At 44.3% G+C, this 25831-nt stretch carries 17 protein-coding genes; 8 read left to right on the plus strand and 9 right to left on the minus strand.

Translation table 11 applies throughout. The features are described from left to right. Positions 1-27: 27 nt before the first annotated feature. The 3 genes from QUA13_RS00625 to gloA all read left to right on the plus strand — a co-directional run bounded on the left by QUA13_RS00625 (position 28) and on the right by gloA (position 3354). Positions 28-2283, plus strand: a complete 2256-nt coding sequence (locus QUA13_RS00625; RefSeq protein ID WP_333195824.1) for a heavy metal translocating P-type ATPase — start codon at positions 28-30, stop codon at positions 2281-2283. A 19-nt stretch (positions 2284-2302) separates the two neighbouring features. After that, the gene (locus tag QUA13_RS00630) at positions 2303-2815 is read left to right on the plus strand and encodes a cupredoxin domain-containing protein (protein ID WP_333195826.1); all 513 of its coding nucleotides are present in this window, start codon (positions 2303-2305) and stop codon (positions 2813-2815) included. 110 nt (positions 2816-2925) lie between these two features. Then, positions 2926-3354 carry a lactoylglutathione lyase gene (gene gloA / locus QUA13_RS00635; RefSeq protein ID WP_333195827.1) on the plus strand — a complete coding sequence of 143 codons (429 nt, stop codon included), beginning with the start codon at positions 2926-2928 and terminating at the stop codon, positions 3352-3354. A gap of 108 nt (positions 3355-3462) precedes the next feature. On the opposite strand, the gene QUA13_RS00640 is transcribed toward gloA, so the two are convergent. From QUA13_RS00640 to QUA13_RS00650, 3 genes are all read right to left on the minus strand, one after another. Beyond that, positions 3463-5238, minus strand: coding sequence for a hypothetical protein (locus QUA13_RS00640; RefSeq protein WP_333195828.1), 1776 nt, complete (start codon positions 5236-5238; stop codon positions 3463-3465). Between the two features lie 272 nt (positions 5239-5510). Continuing rightward, positions 5511-6482, minus strand: a complete 972-nt coding sequence (locus QUA13_RS00645) for a DUF459 domain-containing protein (protein WP_333195829.1) — start codon at positions 6480-6482, stop codon at positions 5511-5513. A 5-nt stretch (positions 6483-6487) separates the two neighbouring features. Then, on the minus strand, positions 6488-7903 hold the full coding sequence (locus QUA13_RS00650) for an MBOAT family O-acyltransferase (RefSeq protein WP_333195830.1): 1416 nt from the start codon (positions 7901-7903) through the stop codon (positions 6488-6490). A gap of 276 nt (positions 7904-8179) precedes the next feature. Here QUA13_RS00650 and QUA13_RS00655 point away from each other — a divergent pair, with 276 nt between their 5' ends. Then, the gene (locus QUA13_RS00655) at positions 8180-11119 is read left to right on the plus strand and encodes an AAA family ATPase (protein WP_333195832.1); all 2940 of its coding nucleotides are present in this window, start codon (positions 8180-8182) and stop codon (positions 11117-11119) included. A 142-nt stretch (positions 11120-11261) separates the two neighbouring features. Here the strand turns inward: QUA13_RS00655 and QUA13_RS00660 are convergent, their stop codons facing one another. Further along, complete coding sequence (locus tag QUA13_RS00660; RefSeq protein ID WP_172186008.1) at positions 11262-11492, minus strand: photosystem II protein, Psb35-related; 231 nt, start codon at positions 11490-11492, stop codon at positions 11262-11264. Between the two features lie 437 nt (positions 11493-11929). On the opposite strand from QUA13_RS00660, the gene treS reads away from it, so the two are divergent. Further along, positions 11930-15313 carry a maltose alpha-D-glucosyltransferase gene (gene treS / locus QUA13_RS00665; protein ID WP_333195834.1) on the plus strand — a complete coding sequence of 1128 codons (3384 nt, stop codon included), beginning with the start codon at positions 11930-11932 and terminating at the stop codon, positions 15311-15313. A 601-nt stretch (positions 15314-15914) separates the two neighbouring features. Here the strand turns inward: treS and QUA13_RS00670 are convergent. Next, positions 15915-16235 carry a 2Fe-2S iron-sulfur cluster-binding protein gene (locus tag QUA13_RS00670; protein ID WP_333195837.1) on the minus strand — a complete coding sequence of 107 codons (321 nt, stop codon included), beginning with the start codon at positions 16233-16235 and terminating at the stop codon, positions 15915-15917. 184 nt (positions 16236-16419) lie between these two features. Beyond that, positions 16420-17067, minus strand: a complete 648-nt coding sequence (locus QUA13_RS00675) for a sigma-70 family RNA polymerase sigma factor (protein WP_172186004.1) — start codon at positions 17065-17067, stop codon at positions 16420-16422. Between the two features lie 221 nt (positions 17068-17288). Here QUA13_RS00675 and QUA13_RS00680 point away from each other — a divergent pair, with 221 nt between their 5' ends. After that, positions 17289-18017 (plus strand): phage Gp37/Gp68 family protein, encoded by a 729-nt coding sequence (locus tag QUA13_RS00680; protein ID WP_333195838.1) that lies wholly within the window; start codon positions 17289-17291, stop codon positions 18015-18017. Positions 18018-18082: 65 nt separating this feature from the next. Here QUA13_RS00680 and tcmP read toward each other — a convergent pair whose 3' ends face one another. The 3 genes from tcmP to QUA13_RS00695 all read right to left on the minus strand — a co-directional run bounded on the left by tcmP (position 18083) and on the right by QUA13_RS00695 (position 24094). Continuing rightward, positions 18083-19372, minus strand: a complete 1290-nt coding sequence (gene tcmP, locus QUA13_RS00685) for a three-Cys-motif partner protein TcmP (protein ID WP_333195840.1) — start codon at positions 19370-19372, stop codon at positions 18083-18085. Positions 19373-19465: 93 nt separating this feature from the next. Continuing rightward, positions 19466-23188 (minus strand): hydantoinase B/oxoprolinase family protein, encoded by a 3723-nt coding sequence (locus tag QUA13_RS00690; protein ID WP_445242660.1) that lies wholly within the window; start codon positions 23186-23188, stop codon positions 19466-19468. Between the two features lie 57 nt (positions 23189-23245). Then, entirely contained in the window at positions 23246-24094 is an 849-nt protein-coding gene (locus QUA13_RS00695) for a M28 family peptidase (protein ID WP_333195842.1), read from the minus strand. A gap of 47 nt (positions 24095-24141) precedes the next feature. Here QUA13_RS00695 and QUA13_RS00700 point away from each other — a divergent pair, with 47 nt between their 5' ends. Continuing rightward, entirely contained in the window at positions 24142-25284 is a 1143-nt protein-coding gene (locus QUA13_RS00700; RefSeq protein WP_333195844.1) for an AAA family ATPase, read from the plus strand. 152 nt (positions 25285-25436) lie between these two features. Then, complete coding sequence (locus tag QUA13_RS32630; protein ID WP_445242661.1) at positions 25437-25772, plus strand: transposase family protein; 336 nt, start codon at positions 25437-25439, stop codon at positions 25770-25772. Positions 25773-25831 lie beyond the last annotated feature (59 nt).

The following is a 25831-nucleotide window of genomic DNA, read 5'->3' on the forward strand; positions in this document are numbered from 1 at the left end:
GTAATTGTCTAATTTAGGAGTGCATATATGGACAATCTCACACTTAAATTGCGGGGCATGAGTTGTGCTTCTTGTGCTTCCTCTATCGAACAAGCAATTCAATCGGTTCCCGGCGTAATTGAGTGTCATGTCAATTTTGGGATGGAACAAGCAACCATCCAATACGACTCCAAGCAAACCAACTTAGAAACAATTCAATCGGCGGTTGATGCTGCGGGATACCAAGCTTTGCCGCTTCCAGAAATGGCTGCCACAGAGGATGATTCCGAACAAGCCGATCGCAAATCTGAATCTCAAACCTTGCAGCGGAAACTCTGGACAGCAGGTATCATCAGCATCCTGCTGGTTGTGGGTGCTATTCCGGCGATGACGGGCTTGCACCTGCCATTTATTCCCACGTGGCTGCACAATTATTGGCTGCAATTAGTCCTGACCTCCCCCGTACAATTCTGGTGCGGCAAATCGTTTTATGTGGGAGCTTGGAAATCCCTAAAACGGCGGGTGGCGACAATGGATACTCTGATTGCTTTGGGTACGAGTGCTGCTTACTTTTATTCTGTATTTGTGACATTTTTCCCAGGTTTATTCACAGCCCAAGGTTTGAATTCTGGCGTTTACTACGAAGTTGCCGCTAGCGTTATTGCCTTAATTTTGTTGGGGAAAACCCTAGAAAATCGGGCGAAGGGAGAGACTTCGGAGGCAATTCGCAAACTCATGGGTTTGCAAGCAAAAACTGCTCGGATAATTCGCAACGGGGAAGAGTTGGAAGTGCCGATCGCCAAAGTGGAAATTGGCGACATCGTGCAGGTGCGGCCCGGCGAGCAAATCCCCGTAGACGGAGAGGTAATTGAGGGTGCTTCGACGGTAGACGAAGCAATGGTTACGGGAGAAAGTTTGCCTGTCAAAAAGCAGCTTGGCGACGAAGTTATCGGAGCGACAATTAACAAAACTGGCAGCTTCAAGTTTCGGGCGACAAGAGTTGGCAAAGATACATTTTTAGCTCAAATTGTCAAAATGGTGCAGGACGCACAAGGTTCAAAAGCACCGATTCAAAAGTTAGCCGACCAAGTGACTGGTTGGTTTGTTCCCGCAGTAATTGCCATCGCTTTAGCTACTTTTATTATCTGGTTTAACGCGACTGGAAACTTCACTCTAGCTACAGTGACAATGGTGGAAGTGCTGATTATAGCCTGTCCTTGCGCTCTGGGTTTGGCGACTCCGACTGCTGTGATGGTGGGAACTGGTAAAGGTGCAGAAAACGGGATTTTAATCAAAGGAGCGGAGAGTTTAGAATTGGCTCACAAAATCCAAATTATCGTGTTAGATAAAACTGGAACTCTCACAGAAGGCAAGCCGACCGTAACTGATTTTGTGACAATTAAAGGAACGGCGGACAGCAATGAGTTAAAGTTGCTGCAATTGGCGGCGTCTGTAGAGCGAAATTCGGAGCATCCTCTGGGGGAAGCTGTTGTGAGGTACGCTCACTCTCAAGAGGTTAATTGGACGGATGTTAAGAATTTTGAGGCGATCGCGGGAAGCGGCGTGCGCGGGGTTGTGGAGGGAAAGTCGATCGCCCTGGGAACGCTGAGGTGGATGCAGGAACTAGGCTGCGATACTGAATATCTGGAACTGCGCGCGAGAGCTTTGGAAGCTGCGAGCAAAACAGTTGTTTGGATGGCTGTAGATGGCAAAATAGAGGCAATTCTGGGCATTGCTGATGCCCTCAAACCCTCGTCAGCGCAGGCCGTGAAAGCACTTCAAAAACTCGGTTTGGAGGTGGCGATGCTGACGGGGGACAACCGCGCGACTGCGGAGTCGATCGCCCAATCTGTGGGCATTACTCGCGTTTTTGCCGAAGTTAGACCCGACCAAAAAGCAGCTCAAATTCAAGCCCTGCAAGGCGAAGGAAAAATTGTCGCGATGGTGGGAGACGGGATTAACGATGCACCGGCTTTGGCCTTAGCAGACGTGGGAATTGCGATCGGCACCGGCACAGATGTGGCGATCGCCGCCAGCGACATTACCTTAATTTCAGGAGATTTGCAAGGTATAGTTACAGCAATTAAACTTTCCCGCGCCACCATGCGGAACATCCGCGAAAATCTGTTTTTTGCGTTTATTTATAACATCGCTGGAATACCGATCGCGGCGGGCATTTTGTTCCCCATGTTTGGCTGGCTGCTAAATCCAATTATCGCTGGTGCAGCAATGGCTTTCAGTTCAGTATCTGTAGTTAGTAATGCTTTGCGATTGCGGAATTTTAACCCAAAATCTATTGCCTAAATTTGGAGGAATTAGAAAAATGTTACAGCATCGTCAAATTTGGGGAAGTCTCGCGAGTTTAGGGCTTGTGATCGGAATGGCATCGGGAGTTCAAGCTTCCAAAATGTCCGTCCAGCATTCTACTTCAACGACTCAATTCCGCAGCATTGAACAGCCACTAGGTTTAAAAGTTGGCGTAACAATAGGTGGTTTGACATTAATAGGTTTGGAATTGTGGTGGTTTTTATTCAGTAAAGCTAAAGGGCAGCACGCTGAATCTATTCAGGGGATACAAGAGTTGAATATTACTGTAGACGGGGGTTATGAGCCTGCCACTGTAGTTGTGGAAGCGGGTAAATTAGTCCGGCTCAATTTCTTGAGGCGCGACCCCAATAGTTGTCTCGAAAAAGTGTTGTTACCAGATTTTCACATAGTACGAGAATTACCTCTCAATCAGGTAACGGCTGTTGAATTTACCCCTGACCAACCTGGACGATACCTATTTACGTGCGGCATGAATATGTTTCGGGGTGTGGTGGAAGTACAAAGCTAAATCAAATAGACAGTTATCAACCTGCGGCAACTGCGACGGTTGAGGGGCGAGTTTTTTCCGCAGGAAATAGCTAAAATAGATGAAAGCTTAAAAAATTTGGAGTGAGGTAAATGCAACTACTACACACGATGCTCCGAGTCGGCAACCTGGAAGACTCCCTCAAATTTTACACGGAGGTTCTGGGGATGAAGTTGCTGCGGCAAAAGGACTATCCAGACGGTAAATTTACTCTGGCTTTTGTGGGCTACGGCGACGAATCAGACACTACAGTTTTGGAATTAACATACAACTGGGGCGTCGAACAGTACAATTTGGGTGATGCTTACGGTCATATTGCGATCGGGGTTGACGACATTTACGGTACTTGCGAAGAAATTAAAGCTCGCGGCGGTAAAGTTAGTCGGGAACCGGGCCCGATGAAGCACGGTTCAACTGTAATCGCTTTTGTGGAAGACCCAGATGGATATAAAGTTGAATTAATTCAACTGGCAAATCAAGGTAGCAACACCCAGAAAGTAGCAGCAACAACCGCATCCTAACTTTCTTAAGAGGGGGAAGGGGAAGGAAAAACTATCTTCCCTTTTCCGTTGTCCTTTTGACAACAGTCGTACCCACAACTGTCAACTGTCAACTGTCAACTGAAACTTTTAATTCGATCGCACTGACGGTACAAACTGCTGCAAGTAACTTTTTTGCCACAAAATAGAAAAACTGTTACCTATTTGGCTTAAACTATCAAATTGAGGAATTAATTTAGATTCTCGGCGCTGGTCTAAAACAGCGAGCGCCGAAAAGAATACAGCTAATACTAACAAAAATACTACCATCACACTAAATAAAATAGTCCAATAAACTAGGAATTCGCTTGTGTAGCTGACCCCGAATATCCAGTTAATTACTAAATCCGATAAATACAAAAACAGCCCTACTGAAAACCCCACCGCGAACAATAGCCACGTCCACTTAAACATATCTGTTGCTGTATTGCTATTTTTGGACCCCGAAAGTTCTAACTCTCTAATTTTGCTGTTAATATGTGATGTAATTTCATACAAAGTAGACTGCAAACAATCTCTGATATAATTGAGCTCATTGTCGAGGTTTATGCACTTTTCGGAGGTGCTTTTGTCAAAGCTCAGGTTTTGGAGTTTTTTGCGGTGCGCAGCCAGTTTATTGTCGAGGGTGTAATCCCATTTTTCCAGCCGATCTACAGTCAAATACAAAAGTTCCCTATTAGCATCTAACAAACTCTGGCAATTTATGATGGACTTAACTAACTTGCTGAGATTGTCGATCTGCTCGTCTACAGTATTTTGGTATTCCCTCTGTTTAGCTGACAAGAAACTTGCCATCTCGACATCCCGATCGCCGCACAGCGACAAAGCCTCACTATACACCTCGTCAATTTCATTTTTACATAGATACAGTGAGGCTTTGCACTCCTCAATTTCGGGAATAGTCAGAGATTGTAAGGGGTGATATTCTACATGAAATTTATATGCCAGTGCTGTCAGAATCTGCGCCGATTTTCGGTCTAGCTTGTCTTTGTAAGGTTCTAAAATAATTGCAGCTCGATTTTTGACTCTCGCTTCCCGGTGGTGCAGGAACTCAAAAATTTTGGCAAGTATTTTGGAGAATTCCAAGTCATTAAAATTATTTTCCGCAACTTGCAAAAATTTTGTTACCGCTGCATCGTTTTCGGCACTCAATTTGTACGGGCCCGTAACTGCGATCGCAGCAAATACTCGATCGATCCAAAACAGATATTCCTCGCAATCCATTGGCAGGTTCGGCAGCAGCCAGCTAGGGCCGTACACCCAAAAATCGAGACAATTCTCATATTCCTTACCGCTGTCATTTCTGCTGCTGTCGTCCAAAGCAAATTTGTTGCTTGCTAACGCTTTAATTTGCTCTTCTACAACCCGTCGCTCAATTTCCCCTGCATTGATTGTGACATTTACACCACCTTCCTTGCCTTGCCCTTGTCCTGCTTCATCCAACCAAATTGACTTAATACTAACCGCCGCAGACCATCGAATTAAAGGAGTCGATCCCCCTCGCGCTTCCACCTCTAACGCCGCCAGCAGATTTTTGCTAAAATGGCTTGCTCTAGCCGCTATCTCACTTGATACCAGCCCATGTCGCACCTTCCCAAATGCTTGAATTGCCAAAGCGCGAAACAGCAAATTCGGATGCGGTTTTCTGAGGGGTTCCGATATATTTCTCCTTAATATTCCGCTGTTCGGTACGCCCAAAACTTCAGCAAAAGGCTCGATCCCGCACTGTCGCAGGATTTTTTCAACAGTGTTTATTCTTTGCCAAGGTTGAGTATATTTAGTGAGAGTAAAGATTAGCGCTGTGCCGCTGCATTCTATTGACTCAGGGATGCTGGTGCGATCGACTTTCCACAGATTGCTCGTCATAATTTGTCGCCATGACAATTGCTAGATATGGACGGCGTTGTTTGATGCTGAATTCAGCATTACATCTATTGCTGCTTTTTGTCAATATTAGTCCTCGACAGGGAGCGAAGAACCAGGTTTCATGAGTAAATTTATCCTGACTAAAGCCCAGATTTTTCTTATAAACCGAGTTTAGCAAGGCCAAGTTGCATACCAAACTAAATATATAATTTTGCAGTAGTCGGTGAAATGTCAAAATTTTAGGTTCGGTCAGGAAACCCAACCTACTAGAGTTATTTATTTTTCGGAGCTTTTAATATTTGGTCGCTCACCATTCGGTCAACGATTAACTCGCTGATAATTTGAGCTCCGTGGGAGGTAAAGTGCAAGCCGTCATTACTTTTTACATAGCCTCGCTTACCGGATTTATTAGCCACTACAGGAACAAATTTTCCGGCTTGTCCAAATGTCTCCCAAGTAGAAATAAATTCGATTTTGGCTGAAGATTTGCTCGCATTTTTATAAATCGTGTTCATGATCGGAAAAGCTTTGAGATACGAAGAGTTGTTAGGTATCGATTGACCGACCCAATACACTTTTCTCACGGATGACGAATCAAGTAAATTGGCATATCTTTCAACTCTTTCTTGATAAGCTTTTTGCCATTCTTTGGTCATAATTCTCCAGCCTTTTCCTTGAAAATCAATGATATTTTGACGGTCATTGGTTCCGAACAAAACTATCACTACATCCGGCTGGTAATTATTAATAATTTGGCGAGTTCTGGCATACCAGTCATAATAATCTATCCGATTTAATCCGGTCGAGACCTTGTAGTCAATTTTCGTATCAGCGATATTGTATTTTTTCTTAAGAGTGTACTGGAGTTGAATTCCTAAGTCGAACATTACGGAATCTCCAATAAATAAAAATCTGCGATAAGGTCTGGTCAGCTTCGGTTTAGCTGGGGTTGGTTTTTTAGCATTAGCAGGCTTTTGGGGTTCAACAGCCGCTTTTGTTTCGGTTTTGACAGGAGAAATTTCTGGTTCTTTGGGGAGACTATCGAAGTTAATATCTTTAATTTTGCTCCAAAAATCTTGTTCGGATTTTCGGAAACCGTCTATTTCGATCTGGCTTGCGGCTTGTTTAATTTCTGGACTGGCGAAAGGAGTTGAAGCAAAGCTTTTGAGAAATAATGATAAGTTTGAAAATATTAAAGTGAGAATTACAGAAGTAACAATCAGCAAAATTTCCCGGTCTTTCATATTTCTTAGAAATTAAAGTAAATAAAAGGCGGAACGGTACTCGGCCCCAACATCAAGATAGCATACACGAGCAGGGAAACTAAGACAACCCGAAAGAAAATGTTTTTTAATGACAGTACGGTTTGCAATAGTTTGGCGAGGCGATCGCCCCAAAAGTTGAGCGCGCCGATGACTGCAATTACTAAATACAATTGCCAAAAGTTAAACTGAAAAGTTGCGACGGCAGGATGGAAAATTCCCTCAAAAAAACTCACCGCTGTTTCCCAGTTGGGAGTGCCGAAAAATACCCAGCTACAAGTAACAAAACTAAATGTTAACAACCAACTGCAAAATTTAGCAAATCTGGGAAAGGCATAGTCTAATTTAAAGTGAATAGCTTGAGGGATATCTTTACATAAATGGTTGACAATTAATCCTAAACCGTGAATTGCTCCCCAGAAAATAAAGTTTAAACCTGCGCCGTGCCACAATCCACCGATCGCCATTGTTAAAAATAGATTGAGGTACTTTCTCAACTTGCCGTATTTATTGCCGCCCAAGGGAAAGTAAAGGTAATCCCTCAGCCACTCGGAAAGACTGATGTGCCACCTTTTCCAAAATTCTTGCAGGCTGAGCGATCGGTATGGCATATTAAAGTTGGCAATGGGTTTGAAACCCAGCAAACAGGAGATGCCGTTGGCTAAATCCGAATAGCCGCTAAAATCTACGTAAATTAAACAGGAATAGGAAATTGCCGCGAGGATTAAATCGATGCTGCTGTACTGCTGGGGGACTTTGAATGGCAAGTCAGTGAAGTTAAACAAAAAGCTGGCTAAAGTATATTTCTTGAAGAGTCCCGACAGAATCAAAACTATAACTTCTTCGATTTGATAGTCGTACTTTTCCGGGGAATTTAGCTGCGAGTAAAATTCGCGAGCTCGCGAGATTGGCCCGGAGGCAATTTGCGGAAAGTAGGTAATGTAGGCGGCGTAGTCTACAAATTTCGGACAGGGGATTTTTTGCTGGTAGCAGTCGATTAAATGGGAAATCATTCTAAAAGTGTAGAACGACACGCCGACGGGGGCGATTATTTGCACAACTTGAAAGCTGGCTGGAATTTGTAGCTGGTTTAGTACCTCAAATAAAGAAGTTACAAAGAAGTTGCAATATTTAAAGATGCCGAGATAGGCAATGTTGACAATTAAGCCGGAGATTAAAGCAAGTTTTTTATATTTACCGTTGCAGAGAACTCGGAGAATGATATAATTGCATACAGTACAGAAAACGAGGAGCAAGAGAAAGTCTAAACTCCAAAAGGAATAAAATAATAAACTGGAAACTAACAAGACAATTTTATACAACTCGACTTGGGGTTTCACAGAGACGATCGCGCTAAAAATAATTAGGAAAAATACTAAAAATTGATAAGTGGGAAATAGCATAAATCTCAGTCGCTAAAAAATCTTGTTTCTGGCAATATTTTTCTAAGTACGCACGAGGGAAGCTATCCCGAAGGGAATCGCCCGAGTCGGTCTGACCGCACCAAATTTTTGGGTGGATTGCGGACTGTAAGCTTTTGCAAGAGGTCAATTAGGTCATAACTTCCGCCCTAGTTAACCGCACTCATAAATTCATAATCCTGTTTAAAGATTATGATGGTTGTGAGACGATGTATTAATGGATAACAACAGGAATCCCCTTGATTGGGAGGAAGCAACGTGCAGCCAACAGACCCTAGCAAATTTACAGATCAAGCCTGGGAAGCCATTGTCAAATCCCAGGATGTAGCCCGCCGCTTTGCCAATCAGCAGCTAGAGGTTGAACATTTAGCAATCGCCCTTCTCGAACAGCAAGGCCAGGCAAACAGCATTCTCAGCAAAGCTGGAGTCGATGCCCCCCGGTTGGCCCAGCAGTTAGATGCTTTTGCCAAACGACAGCCCAGAGTTGCCAACGCTGACCAACTATACCTCGGCCGCGGCTTAGAAGTGATGTTAGATGTTGCCGAGGCCACCAGGGCGACTTGGCAAGATAATTTTATCGCCGTTGAACATTTATTAATTGGCTTAGTAGAAGACGAACGAGTCGGCCGCAGGTTGCTGACAAAAGGCGACGGCCCGCCGGGCCGCCCGGGTTACGATCGCAAACCCCCAGCCGGTACGATCGATCGACCAAAACTCGAAGAAGCAATCAAATTAGTCCGCGCCACTGCTAAAACCCAAGAAAAAAATTCCGAAACGGGAAAAGGCAGCCGCAGCAGCGCTAAAGCCCAAGATCAAGATGGCGAAGCTAACTCCGACGCCCTCAGCAAGTACGGCCGCGATTTGACAGAAGCCGCCAAAGCCGGCAAACTCGACCCAGTAATCGGCCGCGACGAGGAAATCCGGCGCGTCGTGCAAGTTCTTTCCCGCCGCCAAAAAAACAATCCGGTGTTAATTGGCGATCCGGGAGTCGGAAAAACTGCGATCGCCGAAGGTTTAGCGCAGCGAATTGTCAACGGCGACGTACCCGAATCTTTGAAAAATCGCCAGCTATTTAGCCTCGACATGGGCAGTTTAATTGCTGGGGCAAAATTCCGGGGCGAATTTGAAGAACGGTTGCGGTCTGTCCTGCGGGAAGTTATCGATTCCGACGGGCAAATTGTCCTATTTATTGACGAATTGCACACGGTTGTCGGCACTGGCGGCGGCGGCAGTTCCGGTTCGGGAATGGATGCGGGAAATTTGTTAAAACCCATGTTGGCCAGAGGCGAATTGCGCTGCATCGGCGCAACAACTCTTGACGAATTCCGCAAAAATATTGAAAAAGATCCTGCACTGGAACGGCGATTTCAACAAGTATTTGTCGGCGAACCCAGCGTTGAAGATACTGTTTCGATTTTGCGCGGATTGAAAGACCGTTACGAACGCCACCACGGGGTAAAAATTACTGATTCGGCCCTGGTAGCTGCTGCAACTTTGTCTTTTCGCTATATTTCCGATCGCTTTTTGCCGGACAAGGCGATCGACCTGGTAGATGAAGCTGCCGCCCACTTGAAAATGGAGATCACCTCTAAACCTGTGGAATTGGAAGGAATCGACCGCCGGGTGATGCAGTTGGAAATGGAAAAATTGTCGATCGAAGGCGAAGGAAAAGGTGCTCTCGCCCCTGGGCTCGGCTTCCGCGTCGAACGCATCACATCTGAGATTGATATTTTAAAAGTCAAGCAGGAAAAATTGTCCTCTCAGTGGTTGGGCGAAAAGCAGTTGTTGGATGCAATCAATAAATTGAAAGCAGAAGAAGACCAACTGCGAGTCCAAATTGAACAAGCAGAAAGGGCTTACGATTTGAATAAAGCCGCACAGTTAAAGTACGGCAAGTTGGAAACGGCGGTGCGCGATCGCGAAGCCAAAGAAGCGGAACTTTTGAAACAGCAAGCTCAAGGTTCTTCCCTGCTGCGCGAAAAAGTTACTGAGGGCGATATTGCGGAAATTGTAGCTAAATGGACGGGCATTCCGGTTAACCGGTTGTTAGAATCAGAACGCCAAAAATTGCTGCAATTGGAAAAACACTTGCACCAAAAAGTTATCGGTCAAGAGGAAGCTGTAACAGCCGTGGCAGCGGCAATTCGGCGCGCTAGGGCGGGCATGAAAGACCCCGGAAGACCGATCGGCTCTTTCTTGTTTATGGGCCCCACAGGCGTCGGAAAAACAGAGTTAGCGCGGGCGTTGGCGGAGTTTTTGTTTGACAGCGATGATGCGATCGTCCGCATCGATATGTCGGAATACATGGAGAAGCACAGCGTTTCTCGGTTGGTAGGAGCTCCCCCCGGATATGTCGGTTACGACGAAGGGGGACAACTTTCCGAAGCAGTGCGGAGACATCCTTATTCGGTAGTGCTGTTTGACGAAGTGGAAAAAGCGCACCCGGACGTATTTAATATTTTGCTGCAAGTGTTGGATGACGGCAGAATTACCGATTCTCAAGGTCGAGTGGTTGACTTTAGAAATACCGTAATTGTGATGACTAGCAATATCGGCAGCGACCACATTTTAGACGTGTTTACTAAGAAGGAAAAAACCGTCAAAAAACCTGCGAGCCGGAAGCAGGAAACGAAAGACTTGTCAAGTCAAAAGACAGATTATAAAGTGGCTGCCGATGGTACTGTTGAGGTGTCGGCCCAGCGAGTTGATGTTGATACTGTAACTAAGAGTGAAAATAAGACTGAAAATGAAAATTTATTGACTCAAGAACGGGAGACAGACCAAGAGTACGAACAGATGTTAAAACGGGTGATGACAGCGCTGCGATCGCACTTCCGGCCGGAATTTCTCAATCGGGTGGACGAGATAATTTTGTTCCACACTTTGAGCAAGGTCGAACTGCGGCAAATAGTCAGTATCCAAGTGAAGCGGATCGAGCGTTTGTTGGCAGAACAAAAAATTACTTTGGAACTGTCGGATGCTGCGAAAAACCATATCACAGATGTCGGTTACGACCCGGTTTACGGCGCTCGTCCCTTGAAACGCGCTATCCAGCGGGAGCTGGAAAACCCGCTGGCAAACAAGATTCTGGAAAATGCGTTTGTGGAGGGCGATACAATTGCGATCGACTGTGAAAATAACACTTTGCAATTTCGCAAAAAAGAATTTCGCCCAGCGCTAGTAGGAAATAGTTTGTAGTTGCCCAACAGCTAGGAACAGGCAAGATGCCTGTTCCACAATCCATAAATCTTCTTGTGGAACAGGCATCTTGCCTGTTATTTAAAATTAGGAACAGGCCGTCGGGTCTGTTATTGAAAATGGTGAAACCTGTTACTTGATATCAGGAATTCGAGATGGTGCGGCTGCCGTAAGCATCCATGCTGTAGGCGGGAACGCGAACGCTGTAATCTATCTCTTTTGCTGTGATTGCTACAGCCAATTTTTCAAAAGATTCATCGTTCCAATTCCGCTCGTGGATGGGCTTTGACTGTTCGCCCAGGAAATATGCTTGAGTGCCAATTAATGCTGCTGCGACCCAACCGACGATTAAAAGAGCGATTACAAGAACCATTTTTGCTTTTTCCTTAACTTTTGTTGCTTTATGTAAACAAATGTAACAAAAGCTAGCCGTTAAAGTCAAGGTAGTGTAATGTCGTGGCAACCGTCCGACAGGTAGTAAATACCGCCCCTAATACTTAGTCTGTATGGTGCGCACCCCGCAACGATATGTAAGGTGCGCACCTCGCAACGATATGTAGGGTGCGCACCGCGCCCCAATAGGTATCCGGATCGTGAACTGTATCCGAAATAGCAAAACACATTTTTAGGATTTTATAATTAAGAAATTATAAGTTTTGCGTTAATAAATTACGATTAAAACTCTGCCGCTGGCATGAGGAATCGCCGCCAAATTATGAGTTATGATTTATCAGTTTGGATTTGAACTAACAAAGCCCAATTACCAAATTGCAAGGGCTAATTCCCAATTACCAATCACCAATAAAAATTATGCCAAACTCAATGTTAAATGACGACCCCTTGTGGTTCAAAGACGCGATTATTTACGAAGTACCAGTACGCGCTTTTGCCGACAGCAATGCAGACGGGATCGGCGACTTTAGAGGACTGACAGAAAAACTGGATTACCTGCAAAACTTGGGAGTAACAGCAATTTGGGTACTGCCATTTTTTCCCTCGCCGCTCCGAGACGACGGCTACGATACATCTCACTATACCACCGTCAACCCGATTTACGGCACATTAGAGGATTTTAAAGAGCTTTTAGAAGCAGCGCACCAGCGGGGAATTCGAGTCATTATTGAGTTAATTGTCAACCACACTTCCGACCAGCACGGTTGGTTTCAGCGATCGCGCCGCGCCCCGAAAGGCAGTAACGAAAGAGATTTTTACGTGTGGAGCGACACGCCGGAAAAATATCAAGATGCTCGGATTATTTTCCAAGATTTTGAAACATCTAATTGGGCTTGGGATGCGGTAGCAAAAGCTTATTACTGGCACCGTTTTTATTCCCACCAACCAGATTTGAATTACGACAATCCGGCAGTCCGCCAAGCCATCTTAGACGTGGTAGATTTCTGGTTGGCACTGGGAGTAGACGGACTGCGCATGGATGCGGTGCCTTACCTGTACGAGCGCGAAGGTACTAACTGCGAAAACCTGCCCGAAACTCACGTATTCCTCAAGCAATTGCGCAAGCACGTAGATGAGAAATTTCCGAACCGGATGCTGCTTGCTGAGGCGAATCAGTGGCCGGAGGATGCGGTTGAATATTACGCTGCTGGGGATGAATGTCACATGAACTTTCATTTTCCGCTGATGCCGCGTTTATTTATGGCTTTGTATATGGAAGATAGCTTCCCAATTAGCGATATTCTCCAGCAAACTCCGCAGATTCCCAATAACTGTCAGTGGGCATTGTTTTTGCGGAATCACGATGAATTGACGCTGGAAATGGTGAGTGATGAAGACCGAGATTATATGTATCGGGTTTACGCTCAAGACACTCAGGCGAGAATTAATTTGGGCATCCGCCGCCGTTTGGCTCCTTTGATGGGAAATAACCGCCGCCGCATCGAGTTGATGAATGCTTTGCTGCTGTCTCTTCCGGGTACGCCGGTGCTTTACTACGGCGATGAAATTGGCATGGGAGACAATATCTATTTGGGCGATCGCAACGGGGTGAGAACTCCGATGCAGTGGAGCGGCGATCGCAATGCCGGTTTCAGCCGCGCTAACCCGCAGCGGCTTTACGCGCCGCCAATTGTTGACCCTGAATATCACTACGAATCTATTAACGTGGACGCGCAGCGGGCGAATCCGAGTTCTCTGTGGTGGTGGATGAAACGCCTAATTGCAATTCGGCAGCGCTTCCAAGCATTCGGCCGCGGAACTTGCGAGTTTCTGTACCCGGAAAACCGCAAAGTTTTAGCATTTGTGCGCACTTATCAAGACCAACACATTCTCGTAGTGGCTAATTTGTCGCGCTTCGTGCAGACGGCAGAATTAGACCTTTCGCCCTTTAAAGGTGCTGTTCCAGAGGAGATTTTCGGCCGTACTGAGTTTCCGGCGGTTGGCGACTCGCCTTACTTTTTGAGCTTGAGCTCACACACATTTTACTGGTTTACTCTTACTGCTAAACACGAAGATTTTTCGCTGCACGGTTTTCACACAGACTTGCCGAGTTTGGCAGTCATAGGTACTTGGAAAACTGCTTTTTCTACAAGTCAGTTAAGCGATATGCTGCTAAATATTTTGCCGGAATACTTGCGGCGAAATCGCTGGTATTCCGGTACAGACAGGACAATTCAATCATTAGAAATAAGTGAGATTTTGCCTGTTGAATGTAAAGATAGTGCCGGGGAGGAATCTAAAGTTTACATTCTGTTTTTGCAGTTGAATTATACTGAAGGTATGCCGGAAACTTACGTTTTGCCTTTAGGTTGGGAAGAGATGAAAGGCGATGCGGACGATCGGGCGATCGCGCGCCTGCACTTCCCAGAAACCAACAAGGAAGTCGGGGTACTATTTGATGCTGCTGGGGACAAAGGTTTTCTGAGCGCGCTGCTGGGGGCGATCGCCAATTCTCGCACTCACAGAGGTGTTGCAGGTCAACTCGTAGGAATTGCCGACGGTGAATTCAGATCGGAACAAGATTTATCGCACCTCGAACCTCACCTGTTCAAAAAAGAACAAAGCAATACATCCGCAGCTTACGGCGACCGCTTCGTCCTGAAAATATTGCGGAAAGTCGAGGAAGGAATCAACCCCGAATTAGAAATCGGACGCTTTTTAACCGATCGCAACTCGATCCAACACTACGCTCCAATTGCCGGAGCATTGGAATATCAAACACCAGGAAAACAAGTCATTACAGTCGGAATACTACAAAAATTAATCCCCGACAGCGTAGACGCTTGGTCTTATACATTAGACACACTGCGCGACTATTTCGAGCAAGTAATGACAGTAGAAGCAAAGCATTCCGGCGAAAATTTATCTATTTCCCCCGAAAATTATTTACCGAGCGCTTTGACCGGACTAACGCAGCGGCAGCCAAACTCGCTAGTAGCGGATTTATCGCTAGAAATTCCGGCATTAGCTCGCGAACTCATCGGCTCTTACTTAGCATCAGCCGAACTTTTAGGTCAGCGGACAGCCGAACTTCACCTCGCTTTAGCTTCAGACATAGAAAATCCCGCTTTTGCCCCAGAAAGCTTCACCTCCTTTTACCAGCGTTCCATCTATCAACACATGAGAAATGTCGCAGGAAGAACTTTGCTGGAGCTGAAAAAACGGCTGACCAAACTGCCGCCAGACATACAAAAATCGGCGCAAAAGCTCCTCAACCGCGAAGATTTGCTCATGGAACGTTTCAAGTCTATTTTGAACTTGAGAATTACGGCTGATAGAATTCGCTGTCACGGGGACTTTCATTTCGGGCAAGTTCTTTATACAGGCAAAGACTTCGTAATTATTGATTTCGGAGGAGAACGGAATCGACCCTTAAGCGAGCGGCGGATGAAGAGGTCGCCCCTGCGAGATGTTGCGGGAATGCTGCAATCTTTGAGTTACGCTGTTACTTTGGCACTGCGCAATGAAGTAGAAAGTGGCATGATTCGCCCTGAAAATCTCCCGGAGATGCAGCAGTGGGCGAACGTTTGGCACCGCTGGGTCAGCCTCACTTTTGTTAAGAGCTATTTGGCAACAGCAGCCGATGCAAATTTCTTGCCCAAATCTATACCGGAACTACAAGTTTTGCTGGATGCTTACATTTTGGAAAAAGCGGTTGGCGAGCTAGCCTACGAACTTAATTACCGCTTGGATTGGGCGCACATTCCGCTTCAGCGGATTGTACAATTGCTGAATTTATAAGGGGGAGTTTATCTATACTCATTAGGGTGCGTGACTTTCTAGCCACTCAAGTGGCAGCCCGATTCTTGAGAGTCACGCACCTTACATGACACGAAATCTGGTTGAACAAGCATTTGCACCGGCGAATATTAGGTAGGAGTGACAACAGATTCACGCATCTTTGCGATCGCTTTGATAATTTCTTCTCGATTCTTACCTGATTGTATCCATTTTGGAAGTCGAGAGAACAGACTCTTATTAGACCACCCATGAAGTTCATGAGGTTTTCGTTCCCTCAGCTTTGCCCGAACAAACGCCTCAATAAATTCTAAATGTCGAAGATTGTAAGCCCAAAGCGTCTGACCGCAACAGGAAGTTTGAAGCCACAGAGGATAGTGGAAGTAGTCATCCACTGTATACCATCTTTCAATCTTCTTCTCAGACCATTTTTTTGAGGAACCACAAGCTGTACAGGAAAATCTGCGAGGAGCAAACGAATCGACCTTATCAGGATCGATACAACGCACGATCGCACATGAATCACAACAAGGGCATCGCACCAGAAATTCATCCTGGAATGAGTAGATTGTTTCACGAGTATCTTTGAATCGCTCCATACTTATTACTTAAAATAAAGAGCTGTTTGATACAAAACTTGTTCTTGATGCGTTAACAAAGTGCAGTCAGAAAGCGGGTAAGCCACACAAGTAACAGCGTAGCCAGCTTGCAATTCTGACGGCTTCAAAAACTTTTGTTCGCTTTGGTCGATTTCACCGCTCAGCAGTTTGACAACGCAAGCAGAACACTCTCCTTGCTTGCATCCATTCGGCAAGCGGATGCCGGCATCTTCTGCCATATCTAAGATATACTGGTCGTCTGGTACTGCGATCGTGCGATCGAGGGCGAGAGCCTCATTCACCAACCGAACTTGATAAATTGCCATTTCCACCTCTTATATTTGGATTCTTTGTATTTAACCAAAATAGATTATTACAACTTTCACAAAACATCGAAATCTAGGGTACGCAGCGGGCAGCTTCCCTATATATAATAGCTAAAAAAACCCGATATTTTCCAACTACCGGGTTTTCGAGACTACACAAACTCGGCGCGATTGTATCCGATCTCTAAGCAAGTTCTTCTTGATAATCGAGATTTTCATCGAGATAAATAGCCCGAATATCCTCCGGCAAACCGGATTCTAAAGTTTGATATCCTTTTTGCAGCAAAGCCTTTACCTGAGCGGGCGAAATAGCTTCGCCTTCTGCTTGCAAATAAGCTGCAATTCGAGTTTCGCTCCAGCGGAAAGTCTGAGCCATCAACACTACTAAACGCGGCAGCGGCGCTAACAATTCTAAAGCTTGTTTGACGTAACACCACAGGGGGGGCGGAGCAGATTGCAAAGAGTAGTGAATCGACTCAACAGGAGGCAATTCGGCTTGATTTATGCAGATAGCTGTAACATTAATCAGCCAGTTTTGGAGACTGAGATTTCCGCCCTCAGACTCTTGGAGTTCGCGGCGCAAATCTAGGCCTCGGAGCTCGTGATAGATGTGCAGCCAAGTGTGGGCAAATAGGTAATCTCCTTGTACGGGCGATCGCACGGAATGGCGAATCAGGGAGTGTACAATTTGAGCGTAGCGGCAAAAAATTGCCGTGAAGAAGCGACCCTGATCGGGATGGTTTTGAAACAGAGTCAATAATTCCTGGTCGCTGTGATGGAACAGGGATTTGACCACAGGATGGTTGAGTTCTGAAAAATTAGGTGTTTGCACAATTGTTCTGGAATAGCTTGGAGAATAAATGCTGGTGCAGCCCGATTCTACAACACGATATACATTTGATGCAAGTGCTTTAAAATTATGTTGATATTTAAGTCAATTTAATTATATAATGGAATTTGTAGGTGAGGCTAAATAAACCTCAATTAATAGAGCGAATTTTATTTGTACACCGTCACCTACAAAGGTTGTTTAAGTGGTAAATTCTTCTTTGTATGTCTAGCATTAATACTGGTATCGAATGGACCGACAGAACATGGAATCCAACGACTGGCTGCGATAAAGTCAGTCCAGGTTGTACGCATTGTTATGCTGAAGCATTAACAAAACGGTTTCATACTAATTTCCCTAACGGATTTACTTTAACGGAATACCCAAAGCGCTTGAACGAACCTAAAAGTTGGCGAAAGCCGAGTCGCATTTTTGTTAACTCAATGAGCGATTTGTTCCATGAAGATGTTTCTATTGAATTTCTGAAACAAGTTTTTGATGTAATGCGTGAAACTCCTCACCACATTTATCAAATTCTTACGAAGCGACATGAGCGTTTAGCAGAATTAGCCCCTCAACTTCATTGGTCTGATAATATTTGGATGGGGGTGTCTGTTGAAAATCAAAACTATGTTCATCGTGTGGATCATTTGCGACAAGTCAATGCAAAGGTACGCTTTTTATCCTGCGAACCACTTTTAGGGCCTTTGCAACTTGATCTAAGAGATATTCACTGGGTAATAGTTGGGGGAGAGTCGGGGCAAAAACACCGTCCGATGCAAGTCGAATGGGCACAAAGTATTCGGGATCAGTGTCAGGATGCTGAAGTCGCGTTTTTCTTCAAGCAATGGGGAGGTAGAACACCTAAAGCTGCTGGGAGACTGTTGGATGAGAGAATTTGGGATGAGATGCCTGAAACGTGGAAGAAACATCAAAAAAGATGGCTAAAATAACTACCCTTAATTCCTGTTGAGTAAAAAAATCTAAATTTTTTTACATCTACGGTGTGATAGTCGTATCATTTTTTAAGCCTAAAGTGGCTTTTTAATGTGTAAGGCTTTTTCTGCTTAGAAGGATTTTTTATTTCTATCAGTTGTTCTGTGTACAGCCAATCTAAAACATCATTATTGTAATGAGTTCGCTTTAAACGTCCTATGTCATTCATTTCTAATATTAGATGAGTAATTGCATCGTCAAAAGATATCCAATCATTAAGCTTACCAAAAGTTTTGATAGCTTGAGTTTTTATTTCAGCTAATCTTTTCTGCTGCTCTGAATTCCATTCTTTTTCTAAGAATTTTTTAATTCCTGTGTGGCTGTCCTTAAAAAATAACAATCTTTCCTCCTCCCAAACGAAATCGTTCAAGAAACTTCCAAAAGCTTTTTTGGGGTGATTGCTACCTACTACAATACTATATTTGGGTCTGGGATCGCTGTAGCTTTCTTTAATTTCAAAACTGGTTGCTCCTCTAAACCCTGCTTCTATTTTCATTCTTTTCTTAAAATATTCAAGAGCCCATTTTTCAAATTGTTGAGGTTGATCTTTAAGTTCTAGCCACTTTGGTTTCCAATCTTGGTCTGAATTGATACCTAGGAGTTTAGTCAAGTTCTCTATAAAAGTTTCAGCAGTCTTTTGCTCTTTTATGTTATCATATACAGTTTTATATTGCCCCGCATGGCGAGCTACTGCACTGTTGTGAAATAGTATAAATAGCTCTCCTTTGTTCTGACGGACATAATTTCCTATTTCACATATATGCCCAAAAGTAACTCCTTTGACCGCAAAAGTGTCAAGAAAGAATAAAGTAGGATAGCTGTTCAAATCATTCATGACCTCTGGAAATGCTACCTCAAATTTTTGATTTTCATAAACTTTGTAAAACAAATCTTTGCCGAGATCTCGACAGTTGTCTTGAAGCTGTTGATTAGACTCCGCTTCAGCCTCTACAAAAAAACATCTTAAGTTTACTCGTTTTTCTTGACCAAAAAGGTTAGCACATTTTAGAGCTATTAAGGGTGAACCATCTGTATTTTCAAAGTTATGTTGATACTTTGTCCAAAAATTAGAATTATTTACAAAATCTTCAATTCCAATCCCTTTTTTATATTTCCCGGGACCGGCAAAAGCATCAACATAGTTGATATGCTCGGATTGATATTTCTCATCACCTCCAAGATTATAGCAAAATGCTTGTAGATATTTAAGCAGTATCCTATGTTTAGATGCTGACCAGTCTCGTTTGCGTTCAAAAAAGTTTTCGGAATTTTCTGGTTCTTCTGAAAATAGAGATAATTGCTTGCCTTCCATTTTTTATATTCCTAGGTAAAATGCTATATTGAGCATTAATGTAACATAAAAGTTACGACATGAAAATAGTTAGAGCAAAGTTATGTTTTACTCTTACACTCCAAACCCCCCACCTCCGGGGGTTTCAATCACAAAAACATCACCGCCATCCATATCAACAACCGCCGTACTTCCCAAAACTTCCACAGTTCCATTTTCCCGCACAACATAATTTTTACCAAGAGAACCGGCCCCCGCACCATTCAAACCGCAAGGAAAGATCACCCGCCTCCCCGATAAAATCCCCGCCGTCATTTTTTCCAAAAAACGTAAGCGACGAATTGCCCCATTCCCGCCGCGATGATATCCAGTCCCCCCGCTATTAGCCCGAATTTCAAAATTTTCTAACAACACCGGAAAGCGCCATTCTAATACTTCTGGGTCAGTTAAACGCGAATTAGTCATGTGAGTTTGTACCGCATCAGTGCCGTCAAAATCTGCACCCGCACCCGAACCGCCGCAAATAGTTTCATAATATTGATAGTGCTGATTTCCAAAGGTAAAATTATTCATAGTTCCCTGAGAAGCAGCCATCACTCCCAAAGCACAATACAAAGCATCGGTAATATTCTGCGATGTTTCCACATTTCCGGCAACTACCGCCGCCGGATATCCAGGATTCAGCATACAGCCTTCGGGATTGATGATTTCGAGAGGTTTCAAACAGCCCGCATTTAGAGGAATATCGTCATCTACCAAGGTGCGAAAAACATACAAAACAGCGGCTTTGCACACCGCAGCGGGAGCATTAAAATTGTTGGATTGTTGAGCAGAAGTGCCAGTAAAATCTATTTGTGCACTGCGCGCAGATTTGTCAATTGTAATCGCTACCTGAATTTGTCCGCCACTATCCATCGGATAAGTAAACTCGCCATCTTGCAACACATCAATTACCCTGCGCACCGACTCCTCAGCATTGTCTTGCACAAAGCCCATATAAGCTTGCACAGTCTCTAATCTATAATGCTCAACCATCTTGAGAAGTTCTTCTGCGCCGCGCTTGTTAGCAGCAATTTGTGCTTGCAAATCGGCTATATTTTGAGCGTAATTGCGAACAGGAAAATTACCCGTTGTCAGAATTTCTAGTAATTCTTTTTCTCGAAAATTGCCCTCGCTTACTAACAGCAAATTGTCAAGCAATACGCCTTCTTCAGTTACTGTGGTACTGTTAGGAGGCATGGAACCGGGAGTAATGCCGCCGATGTCGGCGTGGTGTCCCCGCGAGGCAACATAAAACAAAGGAAGGGAGGAATCCGGCTCAAATACTGGAGTAATAACGGTGATATCTGGTAAGTGTGTGCCGCCGTTGTAGGGATTGTTAGAAACATAAACATGACCCGGTTGAATCGCATTGCCTTGTGCTAAAATTAAAGCTTCAACGCTTTCGCTCATCGAGCCTAGATGTACGGGAATGTGCGGCGCGTTGGCAACTAATTGCCCGTTTTTGTCGAAAATTGCACAGGAAAAGTCGAGACGTTCTTTGATGTTGACTGAGGAACTTGTGTTTTGTAATGTGACGCCCATTTGTTCTGCGATCGCCCGAAACAAATTATTAAAAATTTCCAGCAAAACCGGATCGGATTTAGCCGCAGATAAACGCGACTGAACGCCGATATTATCTGCGTCCATCTGCGTGCATCGGCGGTTCAAAATTAGATCGTTATTTTCGGTAATTTCCGCTTCCCAGCCCGGTTCTATGATATTAGTTCCCGTAGCTTCAACAATCATAGCAGGGCCTTCTATGCAATCGCCCGATCGCAAATCGTCTCTCTGATAAACAGGCGTTGCCCGCCACCCGCCAGCAACATAGGTTTGCACCGTTGAAATTGGTTGCACAGGCAAGATGCGCGTCCCACCAGAGGGGGAAATTGTGGATGCTTCCGGCACATCCATTCTTTCTACAACTTCCACCGAAACCGCTTCCACAATCAGCGGTTTTTCTGGCATAATAAAACTGTAACGCTGTCGGTGGGCTGCTTCAAATTCAGCCTGCATTACCTCAAGATTGTCAGCAAAATTGACCGCCAAAACCGAGTCACTTCCCTGATATTTTAAGCGCAACTTGCTAACAACTAAAACCTCTGACTCATTCTCTGTGTTCTTTGCGCCTCTGCGGTTCAATTCCCTCTTTCCCTCAGCCTCCAATTCGGCTAAAATATAATGTAAATCAGCTAATAATTCTGCATTTAATTGTTGCTCGATCGCCCTTTCGCGAATAGCCCGCACATCAGCCAAACCCATACCGTAAGCGGACAACACACCCGCATAAGGGTGAATAAATACCCGTTTCATCCCCAAAGCATCGGCGATCGCACAAGCGTGTTGGCCACCCGCACCGCCGAAACAGCACAATGTATACTCCGAAACATCGTAACCGCGCTGAAGCGAGATTTTTTTGACAGCATTTGCCATCTTTTCCACCGCGATCGCCAAAAAACCCTCCGCCACCTCTTCGGCCGTCCTCTCGCCCCCAATTTCCCCCGCTAATTGCCCAAATTTTTGCTTTACTACGTCAGGGGCGATCGGCAAATCTGCATTCAATCCAAATACTTTCGGGAAAAAATCCGGTTGAATTTTCCCCAACATCACATTGCAATCAGTCACCGTCAAGGGGCCGCCTTTGCGATAGCAAGCAGGCCCAGGATTGGCCCCTGCAGACTCCGGCCCGACGCGGTAGCGAGCCCCGTCAAAAAAGACAATTGAACCGCCGCCGGCTGCTACAGTGTGAATTGCCATCACGGGCGATCGCAATCTCACCCCAGCAATTTCCGTCTCAAATTCGCGTTCGTATTCGCCGTTAAAATGGGCAACATCTGTGGAAGTTCCGCCCATATCAAAGGTAATAATTTTATCAAAACCTGCCTTTTTGCTGGTTTGAACTGCACCGACAATTCCTCCAGCAGGCCCGGATAAAATACTGTTTTTTCCTTGAAATTGTGCCGCGTCCACTAAGCCGCCATTCGATTGCATGAACATTAATTTGGGGAATTGGGCATTGGGCATTGGGCATTGGGCATTGGGCATTAATAATCCCTCGTTCCCGGAATCTGCCTCGATTAACTGACTGGTTACTTGTTCGACATAACGCCGTAAAATCGGAGATAAATAAGCATCGACAACCGCAGTATCTCCCCGCGAAACTAATTTCATCAGCGGGCTAACTTCGTGAGATACTGAAATTTGAGTAAAGCCAATTTCTCTGGCTATTTTAGCAACTTGTTTTTCGTGTTCCGAGTAGCGGTAGCCGTGCATGAATACGATCGCACAACTGCGAATTCCCTCATCGTATGCTTGCTGCAAAGACGTGATAAACTCGGGATTGACAGCAGTTAACTCCTCACCTTGAGCACTGTAGCGTTCTGCAACTTCAATAACTCGATCGTACAGCATCTCCGGCAAAACAATGTGACGGGCGAAAATATTCGGGCGGTTTTGATAGCCAATTCTCAGCGCATCGCCGAAACCTTTAGTAATTAACAGAATTGTGCGATCGCCCTTTCGTTCCAGCAAAGCATTTGTCGCTACCGTCGTCCCCATTTTAATCGCTTCAATTTGTGCAGCGGGTATGGGAACATCTGCAGCAATTCCCAAGATTTCGCGAATTCCTTGGACTGCTGCGTCTGTGTAGCGTTCTGGGTTTTCCGATAGCAGCTTGTGAATGACTAACTTACCGTCGGGACTCTTGGCGACAATATCAGTAAAAGTGCCACCGCGATCGATCCAAAATTGCCAGCGAGTGCGATTGTCAAAAACAGCATTCATATCTTTACCACTCATCTTCTCTTTCCTTCCTTAGCGCCCTTTGCGCCTTCGCGGTTCGTTAAAATAAAACTGTTATATATATCGAATAGCCTCAACCAACCCCTGACAAACACCAGTCAGAAAATCCAAATCCAAAGTCTCAATCCTATCGCTTTCTCGATGATAATGCGGATTTCGCATATTAGCAGTATCAGTCACCATGATAGCCGGATAACCATTATCCCAAAAAGGAACATGATCGCTGCGGCGAGTATCGGGGACAATTAAACCTCGATTCGGCACCGGCAGCCACTCGCAGGGCTGACCAAATTTGCGAATTTTGCCACTCAAATTAATCAAATCGGGAACCGTCGGGAAAGTGCCAATTAAAGCAATAAAATTGCCACTATTAGGATAAAAATCTTTCAAGCCAGCGGGATAGCTTTGAGAATTAGGATTATGGTTGCAATAACCCAACATTTCCAAAGAAATCATTAACCGGATTGACTTTTGCTGTTGCTTGTATTTAGCTGCATGATGACTGCTTCCCAAACAACCGTATTCTTCCATATCGAAGGCGACTAATTGCACTGGATATTTGAGCGGCCCAGATGCGATATCTCTTGCGAGTTCCAGCAACACAGCAACACCAGTAGCATTATCATCGGCCCCGGGCGTCCCCGGCACAGTATCGTAATGAGCACCAATTACGATCGGCGGCAACCGCTTCTTAATCCCCTGATCGAAGGAGGGTAAATCCAAGATAAAATTGTGATGAATTCGCCCGCGCACCGCAAAATCGTCAATTTCTACAGTTCCCCACTGTGCCAACTGTTCGCGGATGTATTGCTGAACATAAAAATGCCCTTCGGATGCGAGGTATGGATTGCGATCGCGTACAATTTGAATCAGATGGCTGTGCAGGCGTTCCTTGAGATCCATGCGATCGGAGATACAATGAGTACACTAAGATTATATGGGATTGAATTATGATTGGAGAAGTCAGGATCGAAAATTATAAGTCCATTCAAAAGCTGAAGCTAGAATTAGGACGAGTAACTGTATTGATCGGTGAAAATGGCTGTGGCAAGAGCAATATCCTAGAGGCGATCGCCCTTGCTTCTGCTGCGGCAGATGATAAGCTGGATAACGAGTTTTTAGCTTCTCGGGGCATCAGAGTTACAGAACCTCAATTTATGCGATCGGCTTTTGAAAAGGAAAATTTAGATAAAGATATCAGCATTGAAATTAGAGGAAATAATGACACAATAAAAATAAGGTTTATTTTAAATAACGATAATACACCCTATGCTCGATGGAGAAATCATTTTTACTATGGGATTTCAGAAGAAGAACGGAATTTAGAAAGAGCCTATAGGCCGCTTGCTGCTTGGGAATATAATAGTTTTTTAGACAGCCGAGATCGACAATATCAATTTATCCGCAAAACAAATATCAAAACACTTAAAATACAGGAATTTATCATTTACTCTCCTGAAAATATCGCCTTACGTACTTTTGAAAAAGAAGGGCAAATTCAACCGTTAGGTATTAATGGGGAAGGTTTGTTTAAACTTATAAACTTTTTAAATTTAGATTCCAATCAAGACAAACTTAATGAAATCAAAGAAAAGCTCCGATTGATAGACTGGTTTAAAAATTTTGAAGTGCCTAAAAATTTAGCAGCAATCCAAAATTCTCTCCAAATCGCAGATAGGTACTTAGATAATGATTTAACTTATTTCGACCAAAGAAGCTCGAATGAAGGCTTTTTATTGTTACTGTTTTACTTTACCTTGTTCATCAGCGATCTCACACCTCAATTTTTCGCAATAGATAACATTGATGCTTCTCTCAACCCCAGATTGGGCCGCCGATTAATGCAAGAATTAGTCGAATTAGCAAAAAAACATGACAAACAAGTCATTTTTACAACTCACAACCCGGCAATTTTGGACGGTTTGGATTTAGATGATGACGAACAGCGACTGTTTGTGATTTCCCGCAATCAATTAGGTTACACTAAAGCTAGACGCATTCTCAAACCTAAACCTTTGGAGGGACAAGAACCTGTGAAATTATCAGAGGCGTTTTTGAGGGGCTATATCGGCGGACTTCCTAAAAATTTTTAATATGATTAGTTTTGGATTGGTTACAGAGGGACTTACTGACCAGATTGTTATTGAGAATATTTTAGCTGGATATTTCAATAGTACAAATTTAGGTTCTTCTGGGTTTTTGGTGAAAACCGTATAATGAGATACCACTACTTGATTTCTACCCTATGGATATTCATCTTGACAGACTGCTTAATCTACCCGATGTTACTGTTGAAAGTTGCATCCAAGAAGCACCTGAGGTTTTCTTGAAACTGCGCTTTCTTCAGGAAGAAAGTAATTGTCGATACTGCGATCATCCGAGTGATCAATTGAATCAAAATCGACCTGTATTGATACGGGATCTATCGATTTTCGGTCAACCCGTTTATTTGCAGGTTCCGCGCCGCCAATTTTACTGTAGGACTTGTCAGAAATACTTTACGGAGAGTTTGAGCTTTGTCGATTGGGAACGGCGATATACCCAACGCTATGAGAATTATATCTATAGCAATCCTAAATGATTTTCTATATCTAGAGCAATCCTAAATGATTTTCTGTGTGTAAGTATATTGACGTATTT

It is taken from the genome of Microcoleus sp. S28C3 (assembly GCF_036700785.1).
Taxonomy (GTDB): domain Bacteria; phylum Cyanobacteriota; class Cyanobacteriia; order Cyanobacteriales; family Microcoleaceae; genus Microcoleus; species Microcoleus asticus.

What these genes read in the sequence shown, in the direction of transcription:
- QUA13_RS00625 (WP_333195824.1), top strand. Translation starts at nt 28, where the DNA reads ATGGACAATCTCACACTTAAATTGCGGGGCATGAGTTGTGCTTCTTGT.
- QUA13_RS00630 (WP_333195826.1), top strand. Translation starts at nt 2,303, where the DNA reads ATGTTACAGCATCGTCAAATTTGGGGAAGTCTCGCGAGTTTAGGGCTT.
- gloA (WP_333195827.1), top strand. Translation starts at nt 2,926, where the DNA reads ATGCAACTACTACACACGATGCTCCGAGTCGGCAACCTGGAAGACTCC.
- QUA13_RS00640 (WP_333195828.1), bottom strand. Translation starts at nt 5,238, where the DNA reads ATGACGAGCAATCTGTGGAAAGTCGATCGCACCAGCATCCCTGAGTCA.
- QUA13_RS00645 (WP_333195829.1), bottom strand. Translation starts at nt 6,482, where the DNA reads ATGAAAGACCGGGAAATTTTGCTGATTGTTACTTCTGTAATTCTCACT.
- QUA13_RS00650 (WP_333195830.1), bottom strand. Translation starts at nt 7,903, where the DNA reads ATGCTATTTCCCACTTATCAATTTTTAGTATTTTTCCTAATTATTTTT.
- QUA13_RS00660 (WP_172186008.1), bottom strand. Translation starts at nt 11,492, where the DNA reads ATGGTTCTTGTAATCGCTCTTTTAATCGTCGGTTGGGTCGCAGCAGCA.
- treS (WP_333195834.1), top strand. Translation starts at nt 11,930, where the DNA reads ATGCCAAACTCAATGTTAAATGACGACCCCTTGTGGTTCAAAGACGCG.
- QUA13_RS00670 (WP_333195837.1), bottom strand. Translation starts at nt 16,235, where the DNA reads ATGGCAATTTATCAAGTTCGGTTGGTGAATGAGGCTCTCGCCCTCGAT.
- QUA13_RS00680 (WP_333195838.1), top strand. Translation starts at nt 17,289, where the DNA reads ATGTCTAGCATTAATACTGGTATCGAATGGACCGACAGAACATGGAAT.
- tcmP (WP_333195840.1), bottom strand. Translation starts at nt 19,372, where the DNA reads ATGGAAGGCAAGCAATTATCTCTATTTTCAGAAGAACCAGAAAATTCC.
- QUA13_RS00690 (WP_445242660.1), bottom strand. Translation starts at nt 23,188, where the DNA reads ATGAGTGGTAAAGATATGAATGCTGTTTTTGACAATCGCACTCGCTGG.
- QUA13_RS00695 (WP_333195842.1), bottom strand. Translation starts at nt 24,094, where the DNA reads ATGGATCTCAAGGAACGCCTGCACAGCCATCTGATTCAAATTGTACGC.
- QUA13_RS00700 (WP_333195844.1), top strand. Translation starts at nt 24,142, where the DNA reads ATGATTGGAGAAGTCAGGATCGAAAATTATAAGTCCATTCAAAAGCTG.
- QUA13_RS32630 (WP_445242661.1), top strand. Translation starts at nt 25,437, where the DNA reads ATGGATATTCATCTTGACAGACTGCTTAATCTACCCGATGTTACTGTT.